The 24,564-nt window shown below is 40.6% G+C and carries 19 protein-coding genes; 17 read left to right on the top strand and 2 right to left on the bottom strand.

All coding sequences use genetic code 11. From position 1 onward, the window contains the following. Nucleotides 1–211: 211 nt before the first annotated feature. Entirely contained in the window at nt 212–2,527 is a 2,316-nt protein-coding gene (pflB, locus tag SORDD05_RS05605) for a formate C-acetyltransferase (RefSeq protein WP_000260613.1), read from the top strand. 392 nt (nt 2,528–2,919) lie between these two features. After that, entirely contained in the window at nt 2,920–5,025 is a 2,106-nt protein-coding gene (locus SORDD05_RS05600; RefSeq protein ID WP_061417654.1) for an ATP-dependent Clp protease ATP-binding subunit, read from the top strand. 59 nt (nt 5,026–5,084) lie between these two features. Here the strand turns inward: SORDD05_RS05600 and SORDD05_RS05595 are convergent, their stop codons facing one another. Continuing rightward, nucleotides 5,085–5,567 (bottom strand): S-ribosylhomocysteine lyase, encoded by a 483-nt coding sequence (locus tag SORDD05_RS05595; RefSeq protein WP_000032544.1) that lies wholly within the window; start codon nt 5,565–5,567, stop codon nt 5,085–5,087. Nucleotides 5,568–5,862: 295 nt separating this feature from the next. Between SORDD05_RS05595 and SORDD05_RS05590 the strand changes: the two genes are divergently transcribed. Genes SORDD05_RS05590 through SORDD05_RS05570 form a run of 5 tightly spaced genes read left to right on the top strand, consistent with a single transcriptional unit; the run spans nt 5,863 to nt 9,791 of the window. Then, nucleotides 5,863–6,570, top strand: a complete 708-nt coding sequence (locus SORDD05_RS05590; RefSeq protein WP_061417650.1) for an ABC transporter ATP-binding protein — start codon at nt 5,863–5,865, stop codon at nt 6,568–6,570. Nucleotide 6,571: 1 nt separating this feature from the next. Further along, nucleotides 6,572–7,360, top strand: coding sequence for a lantibiotic ABC transporter permease (locus tag SORDD05_RS05585; RefSeq protein WP_061417647.1), 789 nt, complete (start codon nt 6,572–6,574; stop codon nt 7,358–7,360). Then, nucleotides 7,360–8,082 carry a lantibiotic ABC transporter permease gene (locus SORDD05_RS05580; RefSeq protein WP_061417644.1) on the top strand — a complete coding sequence of 241 codons (723 nt, stop codon included), beginning with the start codon at nt 7,360–7,362 and terminating at the stop codon, nt 8,080–8,082. Before SORDD05_RS05585 ends, SORDD05_RS05580 begins: the two co-directional genes overlap by 1 nt. Nucleotides 8,083–8,094: 12 nt before the next feature. Beyond that, nucleotides 8,095–8,793, top strand: coding sequence for a response regulator transcription factor (locus SORDD05_RS05575; protein WP_061417641.1), 699 nt, complete (start codon nt 8,095–8,097; stop codon nt 8,791–8,793). Continuing rightward, nucleotides 8,760–9,791, top strand: a complete 1,032-nt coding sequence (locus tag SORDD05_RS05570) for a sensor histidine kinase (RefSeq protein ID WP_061417638.1) — start codon at nt 8,760–8,762, stop codon at nt 9,789–9,791. Before SORDD05_RS05575 ends, SORDD05_RS05570 begins: the two co-directional genes overlap by 34 nt. 135 nt (nt 9,792–9,926) lie before the next feature. Here the strand turns inward: SORDD05_RS05570 and SORDD05_RS05565 are convergent, their stop codons facing one another. Next, entirely contained in the window at nt 9,927–11,411 is a 1,485-nt protein-coding gene (locus SORDD05_RS05565) for a DUF1846 domain-containing protein (RefSeq protein ID WP_061417635.1), read from the bottom strand. A gap of 152 nt (nt 11,412–11,563) precedes the next feature. Here SORDD05_RS05565 and SORDD05_RS05560 point away from each other — a divergent pair, with 152 nt between their 5' ends. The 10 genes from SORDD05_RS05560 (at nt 11,564) to SORDD05_RS05515 (ending at nt 24,542) form a co-directional block, all read left to right on the top strand. After that, nucleotides 11,564–13,174 carry a glycoside hydrolase family 13 protein gene (locus SORDD05_RS05560; protein ID WP_061417632.1) on the top strand — a complete coding sequence of 537 codons (1,611 nt, stop codon included), beginning with the start codon at nt 11,564–11,566 and terminating at the stop codon, nt 13,172–13,174. 169 nt (nt 13,175–13,343) lie between these two features. Then, complete coding sequence (locus tag SORDD05_RS05555; RefSeq protein ID WP_061417629.1) at nt 13,344–15,311, top strand: peptide ABC transporter substrate-binding protein; 1,968 nt, start codon at nt 13,344–13,346, stop codon at nt 15,309–15,311. A 147-nt stretch (nt 15,312–15,458) separates the two neighbouring features. Continuing rightward, nucleotides 15,459–17,420 (top strand): peptide ABC transporter substrate-binding protein, encoded by a 1,962-nt coding sequence (locus tag SORDD05_RS05550; protein ID WP_081102458.1) that lies wholly within the window; start codon nt 15,459–15,461, stop codon nt 17,418–17,420. Between the two features lie 184 nt (nt 17,421–17,604). Next, nucleotides 17,605–19,050, top strand: coding sequence for an LCP family glycopolymer transferase CpsA (locus SORDD05_RS05545; protein ID WP_061417626.1), 1,446 nt, complete (start codon nt 17,605–17,607; stop codon nt 19,048–19,050). A 1-nt stretch (nt 19,051) separates the two neighbouring features. After that, complete coding sequence (gene cps4B, locus SORDD05_RS05540; protein ID WP_061417623.1) at nt 19,052–19,783, top strand: capsular polysaccharide biosynthesis protein Cps4B; 732 nt, start codon at nt 19,052–19,054, stop codon at nt 19,781–19,783. Between the two features lie 8 nt (nt 19,784–19,791). Further along, nucleotides 19,792–20,484 carry a capsular polysaccharide biosynthesis protein CpsC gene (gene cpsC / locus SORDD05_RS05535; protein ID WP_061417620.1) on the top strand — a complete coding sequence of 231 codons (693 nt, stop codon included), beginning with the start codon at nt 19,792–19,794 and terminating at the stop codon, nt 20,482–20,484. Nucleotides 20,485–20,493: 9 nt separating this feature from the next. Then, nucleotides 20,494–21,177 carry a tyrosine-protein kinase gene (locus SORDD05_RS05530; RefSeq protein WP_061417617.1) on the top strand — a complete coding sequence of 228 codons (684 nt, stop codon included), beginning with the start codon at nt 20,494–20,496 and terminating at the stop codon, nt 21,175–21,177. A 368-nt stretch (nt 21,178–21,545) separates the two neighbouring features. Further along, nucleotides 21,546–22,145, top strand: coding sequence for a sugar transferase (locus tag SORDD05_RS05525; RefSeq protein WP_061417613.1), 600 nt, complete (start codon nt 21,546–21,548; stop codon nt 22,143–22,145). A gap of 4 nt (nt 22,146–22,149) precedes the next feature. Beyond that, entirely contained in the window at nt 22,150–23,376 is a 1,227-nt protein-coding gene (locus SORDD05_RS05520) for a glycosyltransferase family 4 protein (RefSeq protein ID WP_061417849.1), read from the top strand. Further along, complete coding sequence (locus SORDD05_RS05515; protein ID WP_061417611.1) at nt 23,373–24,542, top strand: glycosyltransferase; 1,170 nt, start codon at nt 23,373–23,375, stop codon at nt 24,540–24,542. Before SORDD05_RS05520 ends, SORDD05_RS05515 begins: the two co-directional genes overlap by 4 nt. The last annotated feature ends 22 nt before the right edge of the window (nt 24,543–24,564 follow it).

The following is a 24,564-nucleotide window of genomic DNA, read 5'->3' as shown; positions in this document are numbered from 1 at the left end:
TTATTCATTATACCTTTTTTTCTGAAAAAATGGAAAAGAGCACTCATTCTTTCAAATATATAACACAGATTGCGCCGATAAACAGACTGTATTAGAAAAGAAAGTGATGAAAAAGCCTTTTTTCGCTTGTTGAAATCGGTTACTGTATGGTATACTGGTCTCATGAATGTAACAGATGACTGTTACTAGAAAGAAAAATGAGGACATTAACATGGTTGTTAAGACAGTTGTTGAAGCACAAGACATTTTTGACAAAGCTTGGGAAGGCTTCAAAGGCGTAGATTGGAAAGAAAAAGCAAGTATTTCTCGCTTCGTTCAAGCTAACTACACACCTTACGATGGAGATGAAAGTTTCCTTGCTGGACCAACAGAACGTTCACTTCACATCAAAAAGATTGTAGAAGAAACTAAGGCACACTACGAAGAAACTCGTTTCCCAATGGACACTCGTCCAACATCTATTGCTGATATTCCTGCTGGATTTATCGACAAAGAAAACGAATTGATCTTTGGTATCCAAAACGATGAACTCTTCAAATTGAACTTCATGCCAAAAGGTGGTATCCGTATGGCTGAAACTACTTTGAAAGAAAATGGATACGAACCAGACCCAGCTGTTCACGAAATCTTTACTAAATACGTAACAACAGTTAACGACGGTATCTTCCGTGCCTACACTTCAAACATTCGTCGTGCTCGTCACGCTCACACTGTAACTGGTCTACCAGATGCCTACTCACGTGGACGTATCATCGGTGTTTACGCACGTCTTGCTCTTTACGGTGCAGACTACTTGATGCAAGAAAAAGTAAACGACTGGAATGCAATCAAAGAAATTGACGAAGAAACAATCCGTCTTCGTGAAGAAGTAAACCTTCAATACCAAGCATTGCAACAAGTTGTTCGCTTGGGTGACCTTTACGGAGTTGATGTCCGCAAACCAGCGATGAACACGAAAGAAGCGATCCAATGGGTTAACATCGCCTTCATGGCTGTCTGCCGTGTTATCAACGGTGCTGCTACATCTCTAGGACGTGTGCCAATCGTACTTGATATCTTTGCAGAACGTGACCTTGCTCGTGGTACATTTACTGAATCAGAAATCCAAGAATTTGTTGATGATTTCGTTATGAAACTTCGTACAGTTAAATTTGCTCGTACAAAAGCTTATGACCAATTGTACTCAGGTGACCCAACTTTCATCACAACTTCTATGGCTGGTATGGGTAACGACGGTCGTCACCGTGTTACTAAGATGGACTACCGTTTCTTGAACACTCTTGACAACATCGGTAACTCTCCAGAGCCAAACTTGACAGTTCTTTGGACTGACAAATTGCCATACAACTTCCGTCGCTATTGTATGCACATGAGCCACAAACACTCTTCTATCCAATACGAAGGTGTAACAACAATGGCTAAAGACGGATACGGAGAAATGAGCTGTATCTCATGCTGTGTGTCACCACTTGACCCAGAAAACGAAGATCAACGCCACAACATCCAGTACTTCGGTGCTCGTGTAAACGTTTTGAAAGCTCTTCTTACTGGTTTGAACGGTGGTTACGACGATGTTCACAAAGACTACAAAGTATTTGACATCGATCCTATCCGTGACGAAGTTCTTGAATTCGAATCAGTTAAAGCGAACTTTGAAAAATCTCTTGACTGGTTGACTGACACTTACGTAGATGCTTTGAACATCATCCACTACATGACTGACAAGTACAACTACGAAGCTGTTCAAATGGCCTTCTTGCCAACTAAACAACGTGCTAACATGGGATTCGGTATCTGTGGATTTGCTAACACTGTTGATACATTGTCAGCGATTAAATACGCTACTGTTAAACCAATCCGTGATGAAGATGGTTACATCTACGATTACGAAACAATCGGTGAATACCCACGTTGGGGTGAAGATGACCCACGTTCAAACGAATTGGCAGAATGGTTGATTGAAGCTTACACAACTCGTCTACGTAGCCACAAACTTTACAAAGACGCAGAAGCTACAGTATCACTTTTGACAATCACATCTAACGTTGCTTACTCTAAACAAACTGGTAACTCACCAGTCCACAAAGGTGTATACCTCAACGAAGATGGTTCTGTGAACTTGTCTAAACTTGAATTCTTCTCACCAGGTGCTAACCCTTCTAACAAAGCTAAAGGTGGATGGTTGCAAAACTTGAACTCACTTGCTAGCCTTGACTTTGGTTACGCAGCTGACGGTATCTCATTGACAACTCAAGTTTCTCCACGTGCTCTTGGTAAGACTCGTGACGAACAAGTGGATAACTTGGTAACGATCCTTGATGGTTACTTCGAAAACGGTGGACAACACGTTAACTTGAACGTTATGGACTTGAACGATGTTTACGAAAAGATCATGTCAGGTGAAGACGTAATCGTTCGTATCTCTGGATACTGTGTAAACACTAAATACCTCACACCAGAACAAAAAACTGAATTGACACAACGTGTCTTCCACGAAGTTCTTTCAATGGATGACGCATTGAGCTAAGATTCAATTGGAATAGAGAAAAGCCAGTCGATATGACTGGCTTTTTGTGTGCTTAAAAATTTTTTAAAAAATAGTCAAAATTGGTCAAAAATTTATTGACTTTTACTGATCAATGTGATATAGTAGAAACATAAGGAAAATGAATTCCTTAGAAAGCTCATTTTCAACGAATTAGTCTTTGAGAATGAGGTATAGAATCCCGAGAAAGGGGTGAGGCCTATGTTTAATCTAACAGACTTTGAAAAGAAGATGATAAAAGGCTTATTTAAAAAAGAAAAACCAGAAATTATACGTAGGATAGCTAGTTAGCTAGTCTAAAATTTTTAAAACAAAGGTCAAAGATAGTCAATATCAGAGATCGCAAATAATTAACAATAAACGAGGTAATGAATATGAACAACAACTTTAATAACTTTAACAACATGGATAATTTATTTAACCAATTGATGGGTGGTATGCGAGGATATAGTTCTGAAAATCGTCGCTACTTGATTAATGGACGTGAAGTGACACCTGAGGAATTTGCTCATTATCGTGCAACTGGTCAATTGCCAGGAAATGCAGAAGTTGATGGACAAATGCAACAACACGCTTCAGGTATGAAACAAGACGGTGTCCTTGCTAAACTAGGTCGAAACTTGACCGCAGAAGCTCGTGAGGGTAAGCTGGATCCTGTTATCGGACGAAACAAGGAAATTCAAGAAACATCTGAAATCCTCTCACGTCGTACCAAGAACAATCCTGTACTTGTCGGAGATGCAGGTGTTGGTAAGACAGCCGTTGTCGAAGGCCTAGCACAAGCTATTGTGAATGGAGATGTTCCAGCTGCTATTAAGAATAAGGAAATTATTTCTATTGATATCTCAGGTCTTGAGGCTGGTACTCAATACCGTGGTAGCTTTGAAGAAAACGTTCAAAACTTAGTCAATGAAGTGAAAGAAGCAGGAAATATTATCCTCTTCTTTGATGAAATTCACCAAATTCTTGGTGCTGGTAGCACTGGTGGAGACAGTGGTTCTAAGGGGCTTGCGGATATTCTCAAACCAGCTCTCTCTCGTGGTGAGTTGACTGTTATTGGAGCGACAACTCAAGATGAATACCGTAACACCATCTTGAAAAATGCAGCTCTTGCTCGTCGTTTCAACGAAGTGAAGGTCAATGCTCCTTCGGCAGAGGATACTTTTAAAATCCTTCAAGGGATTCGTGACCTCTATCAACAACACCACAATGTCATCTTGCCAGACGAAGTTTTGAAAGCAGCAGTGGATTATTCTATCCAATACATTCCTCAACGTAGCTTGCCAGATAAGGCTATCGACCTTGTCGATGTAACGGCAGCTCACTTGGCAGCTCAACATCCTGTAACAGATGTGCATGCTGTTGAACGTGAAATTGAAGCAGAAAAAGACAAGCAAGAAAAAGCAGTTGAAGCAGAAGACTTTGAAGCAGCTCTCAATGCTAAGACACGTATTGCAGAATTGGAGAAAAAAGTTGAAAACCACACAGAAGACATGAAAGTGACTGCTAGCATCAACGATGTGGCTGAATCTGTGGAACGAATGACGGGTATTCCAGTGTCACAAATGGGGGCGTCAGACATCGAACGTTTGAAAGATATGGCTCATCGTTTGGAACACAAGGTTATCGGCCAAGACAAGGCGGTTGAAGCTGTAGCTCGTGCTATCCGTCGTAACCGTGCAGGATTTGATGAAGGCAATCGCCCAATCGGTAGCTTCCTCTTTGTAGGCCCAACTGGGGTTGGTAAGACCGAGCTTGCTAAGCAATTGGCACTGGATATGTTTGGAACTAAGGATGCTATCATTCGTTTGGATATGTCTGAATACAGTGACCGCACAGCTGTATCTAAGTTGATCGGTACAACAGCAGGTTATGTGGGGTATGATGACAATAGCAATACCTTGACAGAACGTGTTCGTCGCAATCCATACTCTATCATTCTCTTGGACGAGATTGAAAAGGCTGATCCTCAAGTGATTACTCTTCTCCTCCAAGTCTTGGATGATGGTCGTTTGACTGATGGTCAAGGCAATACAGTGAACTTCAAGAACACTGTCATTATCGCAACATCAAATGCTGGCTTTGGCTATGAAGCTAACTTGACAGAAGATGCAGATAAGCCAGAATTAATGGATCGTTTGAAACCATACTTCCGTCCAGAATTCCTTAACCGCTTTAATGCAGTTATCGAGTTTTCACACTTGAATAAGGAAGACCTTTCTAAGATTGTGGACTTGATGTTGGCTGAAGTCAACCAAACCTTGGCTAAGAAAGACATTGATTTGGAAGTCAGCCAAGCAGCTAAGGACTTTATCACAGAAGAAGGCTATGACGAAGTTATGGGTGTCCGTCCTCTTCGTCGCGTGGTTGAACAACAAATTCGTGATAAGGTGACAGACTTCCACTTGGATCATCTAGATGCCAAACATTTGGAAGCAGATATGGAAGATGGCGTTTTGGTCATTCGTGAAAAAGCCTAACTCGAGATTTTGAGAATAAAAAATAAGGAACTAGCTAAAAAGCTGGTTCCTTTATTTGTTTAGATGACATGACGCTCAAAGGCATCATCTGATATTCCTTGTTCCAAGATGAGTTTTGCCCATTCTTTAGCAGAAAAGAGGCTGTGGTCCTTGTAGTTTCCGCAAGATTCGATGGTTGTTCCAGGAACATCTTCCCAAGTAGTGGTTTCAGCAATTTCCTTGAGTGAATCCTTGATAACGGCTGCAATCTCAGCGCTGGTATGGCGTCCCCACATAATCATGTGGAAGCCTGTACGACAACCAAATGGCGAACAGTCAATCATACCGTCAATGCGGGTACGGATGAGTTTGGCTAAGAGGTGCTCAATGGTGTGAAGGCCAGCGGTAGGGATAGAGTCCTCATTTGGCTGTACCAAGCGAATATCAAAGTTGGAGATGATGTCTCCCTTTGGCCCTGTTTCTTCCCCAATCAAGCGAACATAGGGTGCTTTAACAATAGTGTGGTCAAGTTCAAAACTTTCAACAATAACTTCTTTTGACATGGTAAATCCTTTCAATTTGCTTCTTTCATTATATCATAAAGGTTGCTGTTGATGGAGTTTGATAAGTGACTTTTTGGTACTAGAATGATAATAAAGTCTCTATACATAAACCTCAGAATTATAAAGAAAGAATGGAGAGAAGAATACCTTGTGAAAGAAAAGTTTAGTTTTTCTAGTGGAACTAAGGTGACTTTTGAAAAGTGGATCAACTTTTTCTGAAATTTCTGTTTAATCTCTGAACTAATTCTGAACTAGATTGGGTATACTGGAGAAAATAAAGACAAAGGAGTTCAGTATGGAACATATTGTAAAAATTGATCGTGTTTCTAAAAAATATGGAGACAAGCAAATTTTAAAGGATATTTCTTTTACAGCTAGGAGTGGTCGCATTACGGCTTTTCTAGGACATAATGGTGCAGGAAAAAGCTCGACCTTGAGGATTCTCTTGGGCTTAGATCGGGCGACAGCAGGAACTGCGACTTTTGATGGACAAACCTATCAGTCAATGATTTATCCTCTCAAAACAGTAGGTGCAGCTTTTGACGGTATTGGAGGTCTGCCAAATAGAAAGGTTTACGACCATCTGCATATTATTGCTGCAAGTAATGCTATTCCCAAGTCTCGGATCGATGAGGTTTTAGAGATGACTGGAATCGCTCATAAGAGAAAGGACCTCTTGTCAAGCCTGTCTCTGGGGGAAGGTCAGCGGCTGGGTTTGGCCGCAGCTTTGCTGGGTGATCCTCAGTTTCTTATATTAGATGAGCCGACTAATGGGCTGGATCCAAGTGGGATTAAGTGGTTTAGAAAGTTCATCCGTCAGCAGGCTGATTTAGGGAAAACGGTACTTCTATCTTCCCATATCCTGTCAGAGGTACAAATGGTGACAGATGATGTGGTCTTGATTCATCATGGGCGAATTATTGAGCAAGGACGATTGGAAGAGGTGCTGCAAGATTCAGACAGTCTAGAAGATCTCTTCTTTGATTTGACAGAGGAGGTTTAAGATGAAAGAAACGATGTCTTTATTGCATTCAGAATGGTTGAAAATCCGATCAATCAAGGCTTTCAGAGTGAGTATGGCCTTCATGCTGCTCTTGGTGCCTGCCGTATCCTGGCTAGAGGGCCGACAGTATCTATCTATCGGCTTGGATGCTACGCCTGAGACGGTTCCTAATCTGATAAACGCCATTGATCCGCTGGAATATCTAGGTCTCAACGGGGCCTCTATGGCAGTCATGGTTTTGGTCATTCTAGCTGGAATTTTGGGAGCACTGGAATTTCAGTCTCATAGCTTGAGAACCAGTCTCTTGACCTGTAATAACCGCCTGAAGTTGCTTGTGGGGAAACTCATGACCTTTACTTGCTTTTCTCTTGCTACTAGCTTTTTATCAATCTACTTTAGTTATATGGTCATGCATCTCGCTTTAGGAAAGGAAGGGCTTGATCCGATTCTGCTCAATCAGGCAGCTTGGAGTCTGATTTTGTGGAAAACCTTATCTCTGACCTTATTGGGAATCCTTTCGTTTTTGTTAGGTTTGTTGGCTCGGACCATGCTAGTTCCCCTGCTTTTTCTCGTACCCCAAATCTATAATCTGGGAAACTACCTGGCAGCTCACACGAGTTGGGGAGCTTATCTGCCACAGCCAGCAGGAGAGTTGTTTGCTGCAACGCCAACTTCCCAATATGCTAACAATCCCTTGCAAGGGCTGTTGATACTTGGCGCATGGATACTAATCATCGGCGGCATGACTTCTCTGCGCTTTTTGAAGACGGATTTAGGAGGGCGATACTGATGATAAAAGCTCTACTTAGAAGCGAATGGATTAAGTTCCGTTCTTACTATCTCGCTCTTGGTGTAGCCTTGGTGGCTCTGGTAATCGTTCCATTTTTTCTGATGAATCTTGACTACAGTCAAACAGCAGTTTGCCAGACAAAGGCTCTGAGTGAGACTTTGCATGCCCTCTATCTGGCGCAGCCTGTCATCGTCATCTTTACTTCCCTCTATTTTGCCCAGGAGTTTGTCAAGTCTGGGATGCGAGCGAATTTTCTAACTGTATCAAATAGAAAGGCTTGGTTGGCTGGGAAATTCCTTTTTCTGGTCTTGCTGCTCTTGGTTCTCTATAGTATCATTATAAGCAGCTGTTTCCTTGTTATGCTGGCTCGTTTTGACCTGGACTTTAGCTGGTCCTTGCTGGGGAAATTCCTTTATTACAGCTCTTTTGGTCTTCTCAGCAATCTTTTTCTGGCTTTTTTAACTGCCGGCCTCGCTTTGCTCTTTCAATCTTGGGTTGTGCCGGTATCGGTGCTCTTTCCTCTCTTGATTGGTCTCAGCCGTTTATTGGCAACTTTTATCCAGGAAGCAAAATACCTGCCCGATCTGGCTACGCTAAATCTTTTTGACTATGAAGGACTTCAGCATTCAATAGATCTATCAGGGCTGGGAATACAGCTGTTCTGGCTAGCTTTGGTTTGGAGCTCTGCTATATTCTTAACCTTGAAACGAGATGTTCGTTAGAGGTATGCTATAATGGAAATCATGAGACAGTATCGTATTTTGGTGGTTGATGACGACCAGAGCATTTTAAAGCTGGTGAAAAACGTCCTAGAGCTCGATGCTTATGATGTGACGACGCTTGATCGGATAGAAGAGCTAGAGCTGACACATTTTGTCGGATATGACTTGGTTCTGCTGGATGTGATGATGGAGCCTGTTAATGGTTTTGAGCTGTGTTCCTATATTCGTCCGCATCTTTCTTGCCCAATCATATTTCTGACGGCTAAGGAATTGGAGGCTGACAAGGTGGAAGGGCTCTTTCGCGGAGCAGATGACTATATTGTCAAACCTTTTGGGACCAACGAATTGCTGGCGCGTGTCAAGGCTCATCTTCGGCGGGAGGAAAGACGTGAGGAGCGCTATTCTGAAATTGCTTCTTGTCAATTTTATCCGGAGCGCTATGAAGTTGCCTGTTTTGGTAAAGTCTTGAAATTCTCAGAGCGAGAGTTTAAATTGCTGCATTTACTAGCTAGCAATCCCAAACAGACCTTTTCAGCTGAACGTCTGCATACCTTGCTTTACCCAGAAAGTTCAGAAACACAGCTTCGTTCCATCTCAGAATACGTATATCAGATTCGTCAAAAATGCAAACAAGAAGGGCTGCAAGCAATCGCAACAGTGAGAGGAGTAGGCTATAGATGGCAATTAGAACCCGAAATTTTAAAAGCCTAGTCTGGACAACCAGTTTAAAAATCGTCTTTTTTCATGTTTTGATTTTTGTGCTTATCGGCTATGAATTTACACAAGGCAGCGATTATGCCCTTTTCACCTTGTTCTTTTGGGCAGGGAGCTTGCTGCTGATTACTTTTTATCATATTTTGAAATTGCTCCGAAAAATCGACAGGGAAATAAAAATGCTAAAGAGCGAGAAGCTTTTAGAAGAAAATCAAAGCCAGCTTTTTCGGATCGAGGAAATGCTAGAAGTTTATAGCGATTTACGAAGCAGCCATCAAGAAAATGCTCGTCTTCTAGAAAAAGAGCAGCAGCACAATCAGGAGTTGATTCTACAGCTATCAGCGACATCGCACGATTTGAAAACGCCCTTAACTGTGATTAAGGGGAATGCTGAGCTCTTGGAATTGGCGCAGTTGGACCAGCCACAGGCAGACTATGCTGCTGAGATTTTGCAGGCCAGTCACAAGATGGAAGAGTATTGTGGCTCTTTGATTGATTATGCTAAGACTTTTCAGATTGATGCTAATCAGTTCAGTCAGCTTTCCTTAGGGGACTTTTTGGCTGATCTACAGGACGACTGGGCACTGTTCAGCAAACAGGAAAGCTATCGTTTTTGTCTCCAAGAAGATTGTGATCCTAGCTTGAGTTTATCAATTCATTTGGACTATCTCAAGCGAGCTTTGCTCAATATTTTACTGAATGCGCTTGAACATGCTGACCCGGATCAAAAGGAAGTGAAGCTGACGGTATCAGTGCAGCAGGACCAGTTGGTTTTTGCTATCTGGAACAATGGCCCTGCATTTTCAGAGGAGATGCTGCTGGGAGCGGAACAGCTCTTTTATCAGAGTGACCAAAGCCGCAATTCAGCTAATCCCCATCATGGAATCGGCTTAGCCTTTTCTAAGCAGGTAGCTCTCTTGCACGGTGGTCGTCTGACCCTGCTCAATCCAGACCAAGGAGGAGCCTGTGTCGAGTTGACAATTTCATTGAAATAAATGAGGATGGAAAGAAACATAAAACGCATAATACCAAGTGTTCAAAAAAACTTGATATTATGCGTTTTATCTTTTATCATGTAAAGATTTACTGGATTTTCCCTCAGATTGAGTTTTTTTCCCAGCCTTGTTCATTTATTTGCGATACAAGCGATCGTATTGGTAGTAAGGGTCAAAGGTCACGTTGATGCCTAGCTTGCGAAGGACGTTCTTGTCTTCGTCTGTCAAGATGATAGTTGAGTGAGCTTCGCTTCCTTTGAGGTTACCAAGTTCCTTCATAGCGCGCGCAGCATCAGGGTTTTCCATGGCTGTGATGGCAAGAGCAATCAGGATTTCATTTGAGTGCAGGCGCGGATTGCGACTGCCTAGATGGTTGATCTTAAGACCTTGGATTGGTTTGACAACTTCAGGCTCGATTAGTTTTACTTCTTTAGCGATGTTAGCGGATTTCTTGATGGCATTGATCAAGGCAGCAGCTGTTGGACCAAAGAGTTCTGAGTTTTTACCAGTGACAATGTCACCAGATGGTAATTCGAGAGCTAGGGCAGGTCCGCCAGTTTCGTCAGCCTTTTGACGTGCTGCGACAGCAACTTTACGGTCTGCAGGTGTGATACCGAGGTCGTTCATGAGAAGTTCAATCTTCTTGACAGCAGTTTCTCCGACTTTTTCAGCTTTGAAATCAAGAACGGTTTGATAGTAGCGACGGATGATTTCTTGTTTAGAAGCTTCGATAGCGGCTTCATTATCTGTAATAGCAAAACCAACCATGTTGACACCCATGTCTGTCGGTGAAGCGTATGGAGATTCACCTAGGATACGTTCTAGCATGCGCTTGAGCACTGGGAAAATTTCGATATCACGGTTGTAGTTGACAGTGGTTTCTCCGTAGGTTTGGAGATGGAAGGGGTCAATCATGTTGACATCATCTAGGTCTGCTGTAGCAGCCTCGTAGGCCAAGTTGACTGGATGATGAAGGGGCAGGTTCCAGACTGGGAAAGTTTCAAACTTAGCGTAGCCAGACTTGATACCGTTGATTTGATCGTGGTACATATTGGACACACAGGTTGCCAATTTTCCAGAACCAGGTCCAGGAGCCGTTACGACGATTAATTTACGACTGGTTTTGATGTAGTCATTTTTCCCCATACCTTCTGGAGAAATGATATGATCCATATCCGTTGGGTATCCTTTGATTGGATAATGAAGATAAGAATCAATTCCGTTTTTCTCTAGCTGGTTGCGGAAGGCATCTGCAGCGGGTTGGCCAGCGTATTGTGTGATGACAACAGATTCGACAAAAATCCCCAATTCATTGAATTTATCAATCAAGCGAAGAACTTCTTGGTCATAGGAAATACCCAAGTCACCACGTGCTTTGGAATGCTCGATGTTGCTAGCATTAATGGCGATAACAACCTCAACCTGCTCTTTCAACTCCTGCAAGAGCTTGATTTTGTTATCAGGCTCATAACCAGGAAGTACACGAGCGGCGTGGAAATCTTCTAACATTTTGCCACCAAACTCTAGGTAAAGCTTGCCGTCAAATTGGTTAATACGCTCCAAAATGTGGTCGCGTTGTAGATTCAAATATTGTTCAGAACTAAAAGCTTGTTTTTTCATTTTTTTACCTCTGACCTCCATTATAATAAAAAATTGGAAGTTAGGAAACTATAAAGGTAAAAAAGAAATCAAAAAGATTAGGCAAACGCTTGCATAAAATTTTAAAAAGCGCTATCATAGACTATAGAATATTAAAATAATGAGGTAAAAAGATGCAAGAAAAATGGTGGCATAATGCCGTAGTCTATCAAGTCTATCCAAAGAGTTTTATGGATAGTAATGGAGATGGAATTGGCGATTTGCCAGGAATTACTAGTAAGTTAGATTATCTAGCCAAGCTAGGAATCACAGCGATTTGGCTTTCTCCCGTTTATGACAGTCCTATGGATGATAATGGCTATGACATTGCTGATTATCAAGCGATTGCTGGTATTTTTGGGACTATGGAGGATATGGATGAATTGATCGCAGAAGCTAAGAAGCGTGATATTCGAATTATCATGGACTTGGTGGTCAATCATACCTCGGATGAGCATGCCTGGTTTGTAGAGGCCTGTGAAAATCCTGACAGCCCTGAGCGAGACTACTATATCTGGCGGGATGAGCCTAACGATCTAGATTCTATCTTTAGTGGGTCTGCTTGGGAATACGATGAAAAGTCGGGTCAATACTATCTTCACTTTTTCAGCAAGAAACAGCCCGATCTCAACTGGGAGAATGAAAAACTCCGCCAGAAAATTTATGAGATGATGAACTTCTGGATTGATAAAGGTATTGGTGGTTTCCGCATGGATGTCATTGATATGATTGGTAAGATTCCTGATGAGAAGGTAGTCAATAACGGTCCCATGCTCCATCCCTATCTCAAAGAGATGAATAAGGCGACTTTTGGGGATAAAGATCTCTTGACGGTGGGAGAAACTTGGGGGGCGACGCCAGAGATTGCTAAGCTCTACTCTGATCCAAAGGGTCAAGAATTGTCTATGGTCTTCCAGTTTGAGCATATCTGTCTTCAGTATCAGGAAGAACAACCTAAGTGGCACTATCAAAAAGAGCTGAATATCAGTAAGTTGAAAGAAATCTTCAATAAATGGCAGACAGAGTTAGGAGTTGAAGACGGCTGGAATTCCCTCTTCTGGAACAACCACGATCTTCCTCGTATCGTCTCTATCTGGGGAAATGACCAAGAATACCGCGAAAAATCAGCCAAAGCCTTTGCAATCTTGCTTCATCTCATGAGAGGGACTCCATATATCTACCAAGGTGAGGAGATTGGAATGACCAATTATCCTTTTGAAACACTGGATCAAGTAGAAGATATTGAATCCCTTAACTATGCGCGTGAGGCTCTTGAAAAAGGCGTTCGACTAGAGGAAATTATGGACAGTATCCGTGTCATCGGACGTGATAATGCCCGTACTCCGATGCAATGGGATGAGAGCAAAAATGCTGGTTTCTCAACAGGTCAACCTTGGTTAACCGTTAATCCAAACTACCAAGAAATCAACGTTCAAGAAGCACTGGCAAATCCAGATTCTATTTTCTATACCTATCAGAGACTCATCCAAATCCGTAAGGAAAACAGCTGGTTGATTCGAGCTGATTTTGAATTGCTCGATACGGCTGATAAGGTCTTTGCCTATATCCGTAAGGACGGTGCCCGTCGCTTCCTAGTCGTGGCTAATTTGTCCAATGAAAAACAAAAATTTTCAGTAGAAGGAAAAGTGAAATCGGTCTTGATTGAAAACACTGTGGCTCAAGAAGCAATTGAAAAACAGGTCTTGGCTCCATGGGATGCTTTCTGTGTGGAACTAACGGATTAAAATAAGTGAACCTCAAGCCATTGATGCTTGAGGTTCTTTTACTAAAAAATGTGTAGAAAAGTCTTTAAAAAATATTTGTTAGAATTTTCTAAAAAATTATCCGAAAGTCCTTGCTTTTCTAAAAAAATAGGGTATAATGGTGAAAATACTATCTTTAAGGAGATTACTTATGAGATCGAAAAAGTGGCTCTTAGGAGCAGGTGCTGTTTTGAGTGCGGCCCTACTGTTAACTGCTTGTGGGCAAAGTGAAAAAAAGGCTGATGCTCCCAAGACATTTTCTTATGTCTATGCAATAGATCCATCATCTTTGGACTACAGCGTGACGAGCAAGAGCTCAACTTCTGACGTTATAGCCAACGTTGTCGATGGTCTTTTGGAAAACGATAAATACGGAAACTTGATTCCGTCGCTTGCAGAAGACTGGTCCGTTTCTAAAGATGGCTTGACCTACACCTACAAACTTCGTAAGGGTGTGAAATGGTATACTTCTGAGGGAGAAGAGTATGCTGAAGTCAAGGCTCAGGACTTTGTTACTGGTCTGAAACACGCAGCTGATGGTAAATCAGACGGCCTCTCCCTCCTTCAAGACTCTATCAAAGGTTTGGCTGCCTACATCAGTGGAGAAAGCAATGACTTTTCTACTGTAGGAGTCAAGGCTGTTGATGATTACACGGTTGAATACACGCTTAACAAACCAGAAAGCTTCTGGAACTCTAAAGTCACAACTGCTACCATGCTTCCAGTTAATGAAGAATTCTTGAATTCTAAAGGGAGCGATTACGGTGCGCCAACACCATCAAGCATCCTTTATAACGGTCCATACCTTTTGAAATCCTTGACTTCAAAATCAGTCATCGAGTATGAAAAGAATCCAAACTACTGGGACAAGGATAATGTTAAGATTGACAACATCAAACTAACTTTCTATGATGGTTCCGACCAAGAATCCTTGATTCGTAGCTTTACACAAGGTGCTTATACAACAGCTCGTCTCTTCCCAACAAGCTCAAACTTTGAGTCAACTAAAAAAGAGTACGGCGATAAGATTGTCTACAGTCCACAAGAAGCGACAAGCTACTACCTTACTGTTAACGTAAACCGCCAATCTTATAATAAAACAGCCAAAACAGACGAAGCTCAAAAAACATCAACGAAAGAAGCTCTTCTCAACAAGAACTTCCGTCAGGCGCTGAACTTTGCCCTTGATCGTCACTCTTACACTGCTCAGTTGAATGGTGAAGAAGGTGCGGACAAGATTATCCGTAACAGCCTAGTGCCTCATGACTACGTTCAAGTAGGTGAAAAGACATTTGGAGAGTTGGCACAGGCAGAGTTGGTTTCTTACGGAGACCAATGGAAAGATGTAGCTCTTACAGATGGTAAGGATACGCTTTACAACCCAGAAAAAGCCAAGGCAGCCTTTGCAAAAGCCAAAACAGAATTGCAGGCTAAGGGAGTGACCTTCCCAATCCATTTGGATGTTCCAGTTGAACAGACCGATGTCATTGCCGTTCAACAGACAAACTCACTCAAACAGTCTATCGAATCAACACTCGGAACTGAGAATGTCATCGTCGATGTCCTTCAAATGACCGATAATGAAAAAATGAGCATTACGTCTCAAGCTAAGGTTCCAGCACAAAAAGACTACGACTTGAATGGAACTGGTTGGGGACCAGACTATCAAGACCCAGCTACCTACCTAAACATTCTTGATGCTAAGAAGGGTTCTGCCCTTAAACACTTGGGTATTACTCGTGGAAAAGATCCAGAAGTGATGGCTCAAGTTGGTCTAGACGAATACAAGAAACTCTTGGATGATGCCGCAGCTGAAACAAGTGATCTCAATAAGCGTTACGAGAAATACGCTAAAGCTCAAGCCTGGGTATCTGATAGTTCGCTCTTGATTCCAGTTGCCTCTTCAGGTGGTTCTCCAACTGTTAGCCGTACTGTACCATTCTCAAAAGCATACTCTCAAGTCGGAATCAAGGGAGACCCATTTGTCTTCAAAGGTTTGGAGTTGCAGAATGATGTCGTGACTACAAAAGAATACGAAGAAGCTCTCAAGAAATGGCAGAAAGAAAAAATTGAAACAAATGCCAAATACCAAAAAGAGCTAGAAAAACACGTCAAATAGTCTATAAACAGAAAAGGAAGTTGCAGAAAATCTGTGCTTCCTTTTTCTGATTTTGAGATACCAGTTGTCGTAAAACTAGTAACTTTACATTTTTGGATGGATTTGATAGAATATGGTTATGTTACAAGAAGTGACATAAAGGAGTGAATGATTAAAATGAAAAAAAGACTTATCGGGACAGGTCTTGTCCTAGCGACGGGGCTCTTGCTTTCGGCATGTGGACAGTCCAACACAGATACCAGCACCTACTCGTCAACATTTGGTGCGAATCCAACAACTTTTAACTATCTTCTGGATTATTATGCAGATAACACTGCTGTTATTACCAATCTCGTAGATGGCTTGTTAGAAAATGATAGCTATGGAAATCTAACGCCAGCTTTGGCTGAAGAATGGTCTGTGTCGTCAGATGGTCTGATCTATACCTACAAGCTCAGAAAAGATGCCAAGTGGTACACGGCTGATGGTGAGGAATACGCTCCAGTCAAAGCCCAAGATTTTGTCACTGGGATTAAATATGCCGCGGACAACAAGGGGCAAGCCATGGATCTAATCCAAAATTCAATCAAGGGATTGAATGACTATGTGACGGGTGTGACCAATGACTTTTCAACTGTTGGTGTCAAAGCCTTGGATGATTATACAGTCGAGTATGCTTTGACTCGACCAGAGCCGTACTGGAATTCAAAGACAACCAATAGTATCCTTTTCCCAGTCAACGAAGAGTTCTTGAAATCAAAGGATAAAGATTTTGGTACATTGACACCAGACGGTATCCTTTATAACGGTCCATATCTGTTAAAAGATTTCACATCAAAATCTTCGATCGAATATGTGAAGAATCCACACTATTATGATCATGATAAAGTAACCATTGAAAAAGTTAAGTTAGCTTACTTTGATGGATCAGATCAGGAGATGACGATTCGAAACTTTGAAAGTGGTGCTTACTCGATTGCGGGAGTCTATCCAAATAGTTCGAACTATGCTAAGACAAAAGAAAAATACCAAGACAATATCGTTTATAGCTTGCAGGACAAGACATCTTGGTATTTTAACTTTAACGTTAACCGCAAGACCTATAACCATACCGCTAAAACAACGGACGAACAAAAGAAATCAGCTCAAACAGCTATCTTAAACAAAAATTTCCGTCAGGCTATCAACTTTGGTATTGATCGAACGGCCTACTCTGCTCAATCTAACGGTGAAGAAGCAGCGAGCAAAACCCTTCGTAATACTTTGGTTCCCCCAACATTTGTCCAGGTGGGAGATAAGACCTTTGGAGAAGTAACAGCTTCTAAGCTTGTAAACTATGGAACTGAGTGGTCAGGTATCAATTTGGCAGATGCTCAAGATGCCTACTTTAACAAGGAAAAGGCCCAAGCAAAATTTGCAGAAGCTAAAAAGGAATTGGAAGCCCAAGGCGTGACTTTCCCAATCCATTTGGATGTTCCTGTTGATCAGACGAATAAAAATGCGGTGTCTGGTATGAACTCGGTTAAACAAACCCTTGAAACAGTACTAGGTTCTGACAATATCATCATTGATGTTCAACAGCTTTCTACGGATGACTTTGGAAATGTTGCCTTCCTAGCGCCAAATCCAGCAGCTCGTGACTACGACCTAAACTTTGATGGTTGGGTTGGTGATTACCAGGATCCATCCACTTATCTAGATCCCTTCAATGCTGAAACAGGCTTTTATCTCAAGATTTTTGGTCTTGATGCCAAGGAAGACCAAGAACTCATCAAGAGTCTAGGGCTAGATACCTATACAAAACTTCTAAAAGAAGCGGATGCTGAGAATAAAGATATCGCTAAGCGTTATGAAAAATACGCTGAAGCTCAAGCTTGGATGATTGACAATTCTCTGGTCATGTCAGCTATGTCAAATGGTGGAACAGCCTCTGTAACTAAAGTAACTCCGTTTACACGTGCCTACTCTCTAGTGGGAATCAAGGGTGACGGAAACAACTATAAGTACATGAGATTACAAAAAGACCCTGTTACCAAGAAACAATTTGACGAGGCCAAGGCTAAGTGGGAAGAAGAAAGTAAAAAGGCTATCGAAAAGAGCCAAAAAGAATTTAAAAATCATATCAAATAACAGCGAAGACAAGGTCTCCTCCAAGAGGCCTTGTTTTTGTTTATCAAAACTCTCAATGCTGAAAGCTATAACTTCAAAAAATGATTAAGAAAAAGGAATGAAAACGCTGAGAATTGTAGGAGTGAATGGAAATTATCCTGTTTTTGTGATATAATTACTCTAATTATTTGAGTACGGGGGTATTATGACTAAGCGTTCAAAGAGATCTCGCTCGGGGAGAGTAAAACGAAGCATTAACATAGCCTTGTTGGCTGCTTACCTATTGTTGGCTGGCTTTTTACTGTTTTTGATTTTTAAATATAATATCCTTGCTTTTAGATATCTTAATCTAGTGGCAACTGCGTTGGTTCTACTAGTTGCCTTAGCAGGGCTGCTCTTGATTATCTATAAAAAAGCTGAGAAGTTCACCATTTTTCTATTGGTGCTCTCTATCCTTGTTAGCTCTGTGTCACTCTTTGCAGTACAGCAGTTTGTTGGACTGACCAATCGATTAAATGCGACTTCTAATTACTCAGAGTATTCTATCAGTGTCGCTGTTTTAGCAGATAGCGAGATTGGGAATGTTAAACAGCTGACGAGTGTAACGGCACCGACTGGGACTGATAATGAAAATATTCAAAAACTACTAGCTGATATCAAGTCGAGCCAGAACACTGACTTGACGGTTGACCAGAGTTCGTCTTACTTGGCGGCATACAAGAGTCTGATTGCAGGTGACACCAAGGCCATTGTTTTAAATAGCGTCTTTGAAAATATCATCGAGTCAGAGTATCCGGACTATGCGTCAAAGATTAAAAAGATTTATACCAAGGGATTCACTAAAAAAGTAGAAGCTCCTAAAACTTCAAAGAGTCAGTCTTTTAATATCTATGTGAGTGGTATTGATACCTATGGTCCGATTAGTTCTGTATCGCGCTCAGACGTCAATATCCTGATGACGGTCAATCGTGCTACCAAGAAAATCCTCTTGACCACAACGCCACGTGATGCCTATGTACCAATCGCTGATGGTGGAAATAATCAAAGAGATAAATTGACCCATGCGGGCATTTATGGAGTTGATTCATCCATCCACACCTTAGAAAATCTCTATGGAGTAGATATCAATTACTATGTGCGATTGAACTTCACTTCTTTCTTGAAATTGATTGATTTGTTGGGTGGGGTAGATGTTTATAATGATCAGGAATTCACAGCTCTACACGGGAAGTTTCAATTCCCTGTAGGCAATGTTCATCTTGATTCAGAACAGGCTCTCGGTTTTGTTCGTGAGCGCTACTCCCTAGCGGATGGTGACCGTGACCGTGGGCGCAATCAACAAAAGGTGATTGTGGCTATCCTTCAAAAATTAACGTCGACCGAAGCACTGAAAAATTATAGTACGATCATTGATAGCTTGCAAGATTCTATCCAAACAAACATGCCGCTTGAGACCATGATGAACTTGGTCAATGCTCAGTTAGAAAGCGGTGGAACTTACAAAGTGAACTCGCAAGACTTGAAAGGTACAGGACGGATGGATCTCCCTTCCTATGCGATGCCAGATAGTAACCTCTATATGATGGAAATTGACGACAGTAGCCTTGCATCTGTCAAAGCTGCTATTCAAGACGTGTTGGAGGGCATATGAAATGATTGATATTCATTCGCACATTGTCTTTGATGTAGATGATGGTCCCAAGTCAAGAGAGGAAAGCAAGGCCCTCTTGACAGAAGCCTACAGGCAGGGGGTGCGAACCATTGTCTCTACCTCTCACCGTCGCAAGGGCATGTTTGAAACTCCAGAAGAGAAGATAGCAGAAAATTTTCTTCAGGTTCGGGAAATAGCTAAGGAAGTTGCGAGTGACTTGGTCATTGCTTATGGGGCGGAAATTTACTACACACCAGATGTTTTGGATAAACTGGAAAAAAAGCGGATTCCAACCCTCAATGATAGTCGTTATGCCTTGATAGAGTTTAGTATGAACACCCCTTATCGCGATATTCATAGCGCCTTGAGCAAGATCTTGATGTTGGGAATTACTCCAGTCATTGCCCACATCGAGCGCTATGATGCTCTTGAAAATAATGAAAAACGTGTCCGAGAACTGATCGATATGGGCTGTTACACGCAAGTAAATAGTTCACACATCCTCAAACCCAAACTTTTTGGAGAACGTTATAAATTCATGAAAAAAAGAGCTCAGTATTTTTTAGAGCAGGATTTGGTTCATGTCATTGCAAGTGATATGCACAATCTAGACGGCAGACCTCCTCACATGGCAGAAGCATATGATCTTGTTGCTCAAAAATACGGAGATGCGAAGGCTCAGGAACTCTTTATAGACAACCCTCGAAAAATTGTAATGGATCAACTAATTTAGGAGAAATGATGAAAGAACAAAATACGATAGAAATCGATGTATTTCAATTACTTAAAACCTTGTGGAAACGCAAATTAATTATTTTATTAGTGGCACTTGTGACAGGGGCGGGAGCTTTTGCATATAGCACTTTTATTGTTAAGCCAGAATATACGAGCACCACGCGTATTTACGTAGTCAACCGTAATCAAGGAGATAAGCCGGGGCTGACAAATCAGGACTTGCAGGCAGGATCTTATCTGGTAAAAGACTACCGTGAGATTATCCTTTCGCAGGATGTATTGGAAAAGGTCGTGACAAATTTGAAATTAGACATGGCAGCAAAAACGTTAGCTAGCAAAGTTCAAGTGACTGTACCAGCTGATACTCGTATCGTCTCAATCTCTGTCAAGGATAAACAACCAGAGGAAGCCAGCCGCATCGCTAATTCTCTACGAGAAGTTGCTGCAGAAAAGATCATCGCTGTAACGCGAGTATCTGATGTAACGACGCTTGAAGAAGCGCGACCAGCTACGACTCCCTCTTCTCCAAATGTTCGACGCAACATCTTGTTTGGTTTTCTTGGAGGAGTCGTCGTAACAGTAATTACTGTTCTTTTGATTGAGTTACTCGATACCCGTGTGAAACGTCCTGAAGATGTCGAAGATGTACTGCAAATTCCGCTTCTAGGGGTCGTTCCAGATTTGGATAAAATGAAATAGGAGGAAGTTATGCCAACGTTAGAAATCTCACAGGAAAAATTGGATCTTGTAAAAAAGGCAGAGGAATATTATAACGCCTTGTGCACGAATCTACAGTTAAGTGGAGATGATTTAAAAGTGCTTTCTATCACTTCAGTGAATCCAGGAGAAGGAAAATCAACGACTTCCACCAATATCGCTTATGCTTTTGCGCGTGCAGGTTATAAAACGCTGCTGATTGATGGAGATATTCGCAATTCTGTTATGTCAGGCGTTTTTAAAACAAGGGATAAGATTACAGGGTTGACAGATTTTTTATCGGGAACTACAGACCTATCACAGGGGCTTTGTGATACCACTATTGAAAATCTCTTTGTGATTCAGGCTGGCTCTGTGTCACCGAATCCGACAGCTCTTCTTCAAAGTAAGAATTTCAGTACAATGCTTGAAACCTTGCGTAAATATTTTGACTACATCATTGTAGACACTGCCCCCGTAGGTGTCGTGATTGATGCAGCTATTATTACGCGAAAATGTGATGCTTCTATCTTAGTGACAGAGGTAGGTGAAACAAATCGACGGGATATTCAAAAAGCGAAAGAACAACTGGAACATACAGGGCAACCATTTTTAGGAGTTGTGTTGAATAGATTCGATACTTCGGTAGACAAATACGGTTCTTATGGAAGTTATGGAGATTACGGGAAAAAATAAGTCGTTAAGTATATATAAAGATGCTTTTAGATTTACAATCAGAATTCTTGGAGACTGCTGAATTCAAATAATATTGATTTGAAATGAAATTTGTAAAAGAGTTTTTAAGGTGAGTTTCATAATTAGTGACTGAAATCATTCTCTTACTTCCACACCATGGAAAAATAAGGTAAATGAGAAATGTTTTTTTCCATAGTAAAGTTTTGATATGGCTAGTAGAATGGTAATATTTTTAACTTTATCTAGTAATACAATTAACTGTAATCATTTGTGTTCATACCAAGAAATATCAAGTGCTTGTTTTTGAAAATCATAAATGTTAGATAGTTTTTAAATTTCTACAGAGAGATTGTTTTGAGAGGTAATTTATGTATAGGAAAATAAAACGATTAGGGGATATTTTACTTTCTTTTATAGGAATAATAGTACTGTTTCCAGTGTTTATTATAATTGCAATCGCTATAAAGCTTGATTCAAAAGGACCAGTAATATTTAAACAAAAGCGATTTGGACTTCATAAGGAATCGTTCTATGTCTTTAAATTTCGAACCATGAAGGTTGAATCGCCAAAATATGTGGCGACTCGAGACTTAGATAAGCCAGAACAGTGGATTACCAAGGTAGGTGCTTGCTTGCGAAAAACATCTTTGGATGAACTGCCTCAACTGTGGAACATTCTTGTTGGTGACATGAGTGTTGTAGGTCCTAGACCTGTGGCTATTAATGAACTTGATTTGATAAAAGAAAGAGAACAGTATGGTGCGAATGATATCTTGCCAGGATTAACTGGATGGGCACAAATTAATGGACGTGATAATTTATCAACAGAGATGAAGGCGGAAATAGATGGTTATTATGTAAAACATATGTCGTTAAGAATGGATCTTAGATGTATCGTTAGAACAATCCCTTACGTATTAAAACGTAAGGGAATTGTGGAGGGTAGTGGTAAGAAAGAGTTGGATTGAGGCAATGAAAATCTTATTTGTTTGTCAACATTACAAGCCAGAACCGTTTAGGTTGTCAGATATTTGTGAGGATCTAGTTCAACGAGGACATGAGGTGGCTGTTTTGACAGGGATTCCTAACTATCCCGAGGGGGAAATATATGCTGATTATCGTAAGAGAAAAAAAAGAAGAGAGACTATAAATGGTGTTACTATTTTTCGTTCATATACAATTGCTAGGAGAAAAAATACTTTATACCGTATATTGAATTATTTTAGTTTTGCTCTTTCTTCTACGATAGGTGTTATATTTGGGCGTTATAAAGCAAAAAATGGCTTAGATTTTGATTGTGTCTTTGTCAATCAACTATCTCCAGTTATGATGGCTTGGGCCGGCATAGTTTATAAGAACAAGTACAATAAACCTATGTTTTTGTATTGCATGGATGTTTGGCCAGATAGTTTAATTGTGGGTGGGGTGAAGGAAAATGGATTGATTTACAAGATATTTGAATTTATTTCAAAAAAAGTATATCAAGCCAGCGATTATATATTTGTTACTAGTCTATCTTTTAAAGATTATTTTGTAAAAAAATTTAATATTCCTCTCCACAAAATTACTTACTTACCACAATATGCAGAGGATTTATTTGTACCAAGTGAATTAAAAACGAACAAAAATGCTATCAACTTAACTTTTGCTGGAAATATTGGAAAAGCTCAGAATTTAGAGACTATTTTGAAAGCAGCTAGTGCAATAGAACAGATTCCTGATTTAGCAAAGAGAGTTCATTTTCATTTTGTTGGAGATGGTACGGAACTATTAAACATGCAAAAATTAGCATGTGAATTAGAATTAGAGAACACTTCATTTTATGGTAGACGTCCATTAGAAGAGATGCCTGATTTTTATACAAAATCAGATGCGATGCTAGTTTCTTTAATAGGCGACTCTATAATTTCTCGCACCTTACCAGGCAAGGTACAATCTTATATGGCGGCAGGAAAACCAATTATAGGGGCGATTTCAGGAGATACTCAGAGAGTTGTAGAAGAAGCAGAATGTGGTTTCATAAGTCCAGAAGGGGATGTTGATCAGTTAGTGCAAAATATTCGTAAGTTCTGTTTGCTTTCTGTAGAGGAAAGAGAGAAACTAGGAAGGCAAGCTCGTTGTTATTATGAAGAACAGTTTTCGAAAGAGTGGTTTATGACATACTTAGAAAATCATTTAAAAGAGGGGCTTCTATCATGAAGGTTTTAATGATTAATTCCGTTTGTGGTATTAGGAGTACTGGTAGAATTTGTACGGATATCGCAACTGCTTTGACAGAAGAAGGATATGAAGTTAAAATTGCTTATGGTCGTGAGTATGTTCCAAAACAATTTCAACAATATGCAGTGAAAATTGGTACAAAGTCTGATTTCCATTTTCATGCAATTCGTTCCCGATTATTTGATGAATCTGGTTTTGGAAGTAGGCAGGCAACGCTTAACTTTATTAAATGGATGAAAGAGTTTGATCCTGATATTATTCATCTCCATAACCTTCATGGATATTATATCAATGTTGAACTGTTATTTGATTATCTCCGAATATGCGGTAAAAAGATTATATGGACTTTGCATGATTGTTGGGCATTTACAGGACACTCGGCTTACTTTGATTGTTTGGAATGTGAGTCAAAGGGGGTTTGTGACCATCCATCTCAGAAAAATGATTATCCCAAGTCGTTCGTGAATTTTTCAAAGCGAAATTATCAAAGAAAGAAAAAATGTCTTACTCATATTCCTAATCTCACTATTGTTACTCCGTCTCAATGGCTAGCTAATTTAGTAAGACAGTCATTTTTAAAAGAATATCCAGTGAAAGTAATTCATAATGGTATTGATACTACTGTCTTTCAACCGAGGCTAATAGCCGCTCAAAAATTGAGAAAAAGATACCATCTTGAAGGAAAGCAGGTATTGCTTGGTGTGGCTGCTATCTGGGATGATAGAAAGGGATTTTCTGATATGTTAGCGCTCGCGAATGATCTAACTGATAATCAGAGAATAGTTTTGATAGGGTTAAAAGATAGGCAACTCAAAAAACTACCCAAAGGAATCATTGGGTTAACAGAAACTAATAGTCCAGAAGAGTTGGCAGCATGGTATACACTAGCGGATGTATTCCTAAATCCTACTTATCAAGATAATTACCCGACAACTAATTTAGAAGCTATTTCTTGTGGGACACCAGTTATCAGCTATCCGACAGGTGGTAGTGTAGAAAGTGCTAAACTTTATGGTCTCGTTTGTCAGGATAGAAACGTAGCTTCTATTTTATCTTCGTTAGAAAAAGTCTCTCAGCTATCTAAAACAGAAAAATTGGATTTTTCAATTGCAAGTTTTATTAAACAAATGAAATATTTATATTAGAACTTGACTTATAGGAAAACGA

Source organism: Streptococcus oralis, from assembly GCF_001578705.1.
Classification (GTDB): Bacteria; Bacillota; Bacilli; order Lactobacillales; family Streptococcaceae; genus Streptococcus; species Streptococcus oralis_J.
Note: the sequence above shows the minus strand (reverse complement) of the source record. Positions and strands in the feature narration are given on the sequence as shown.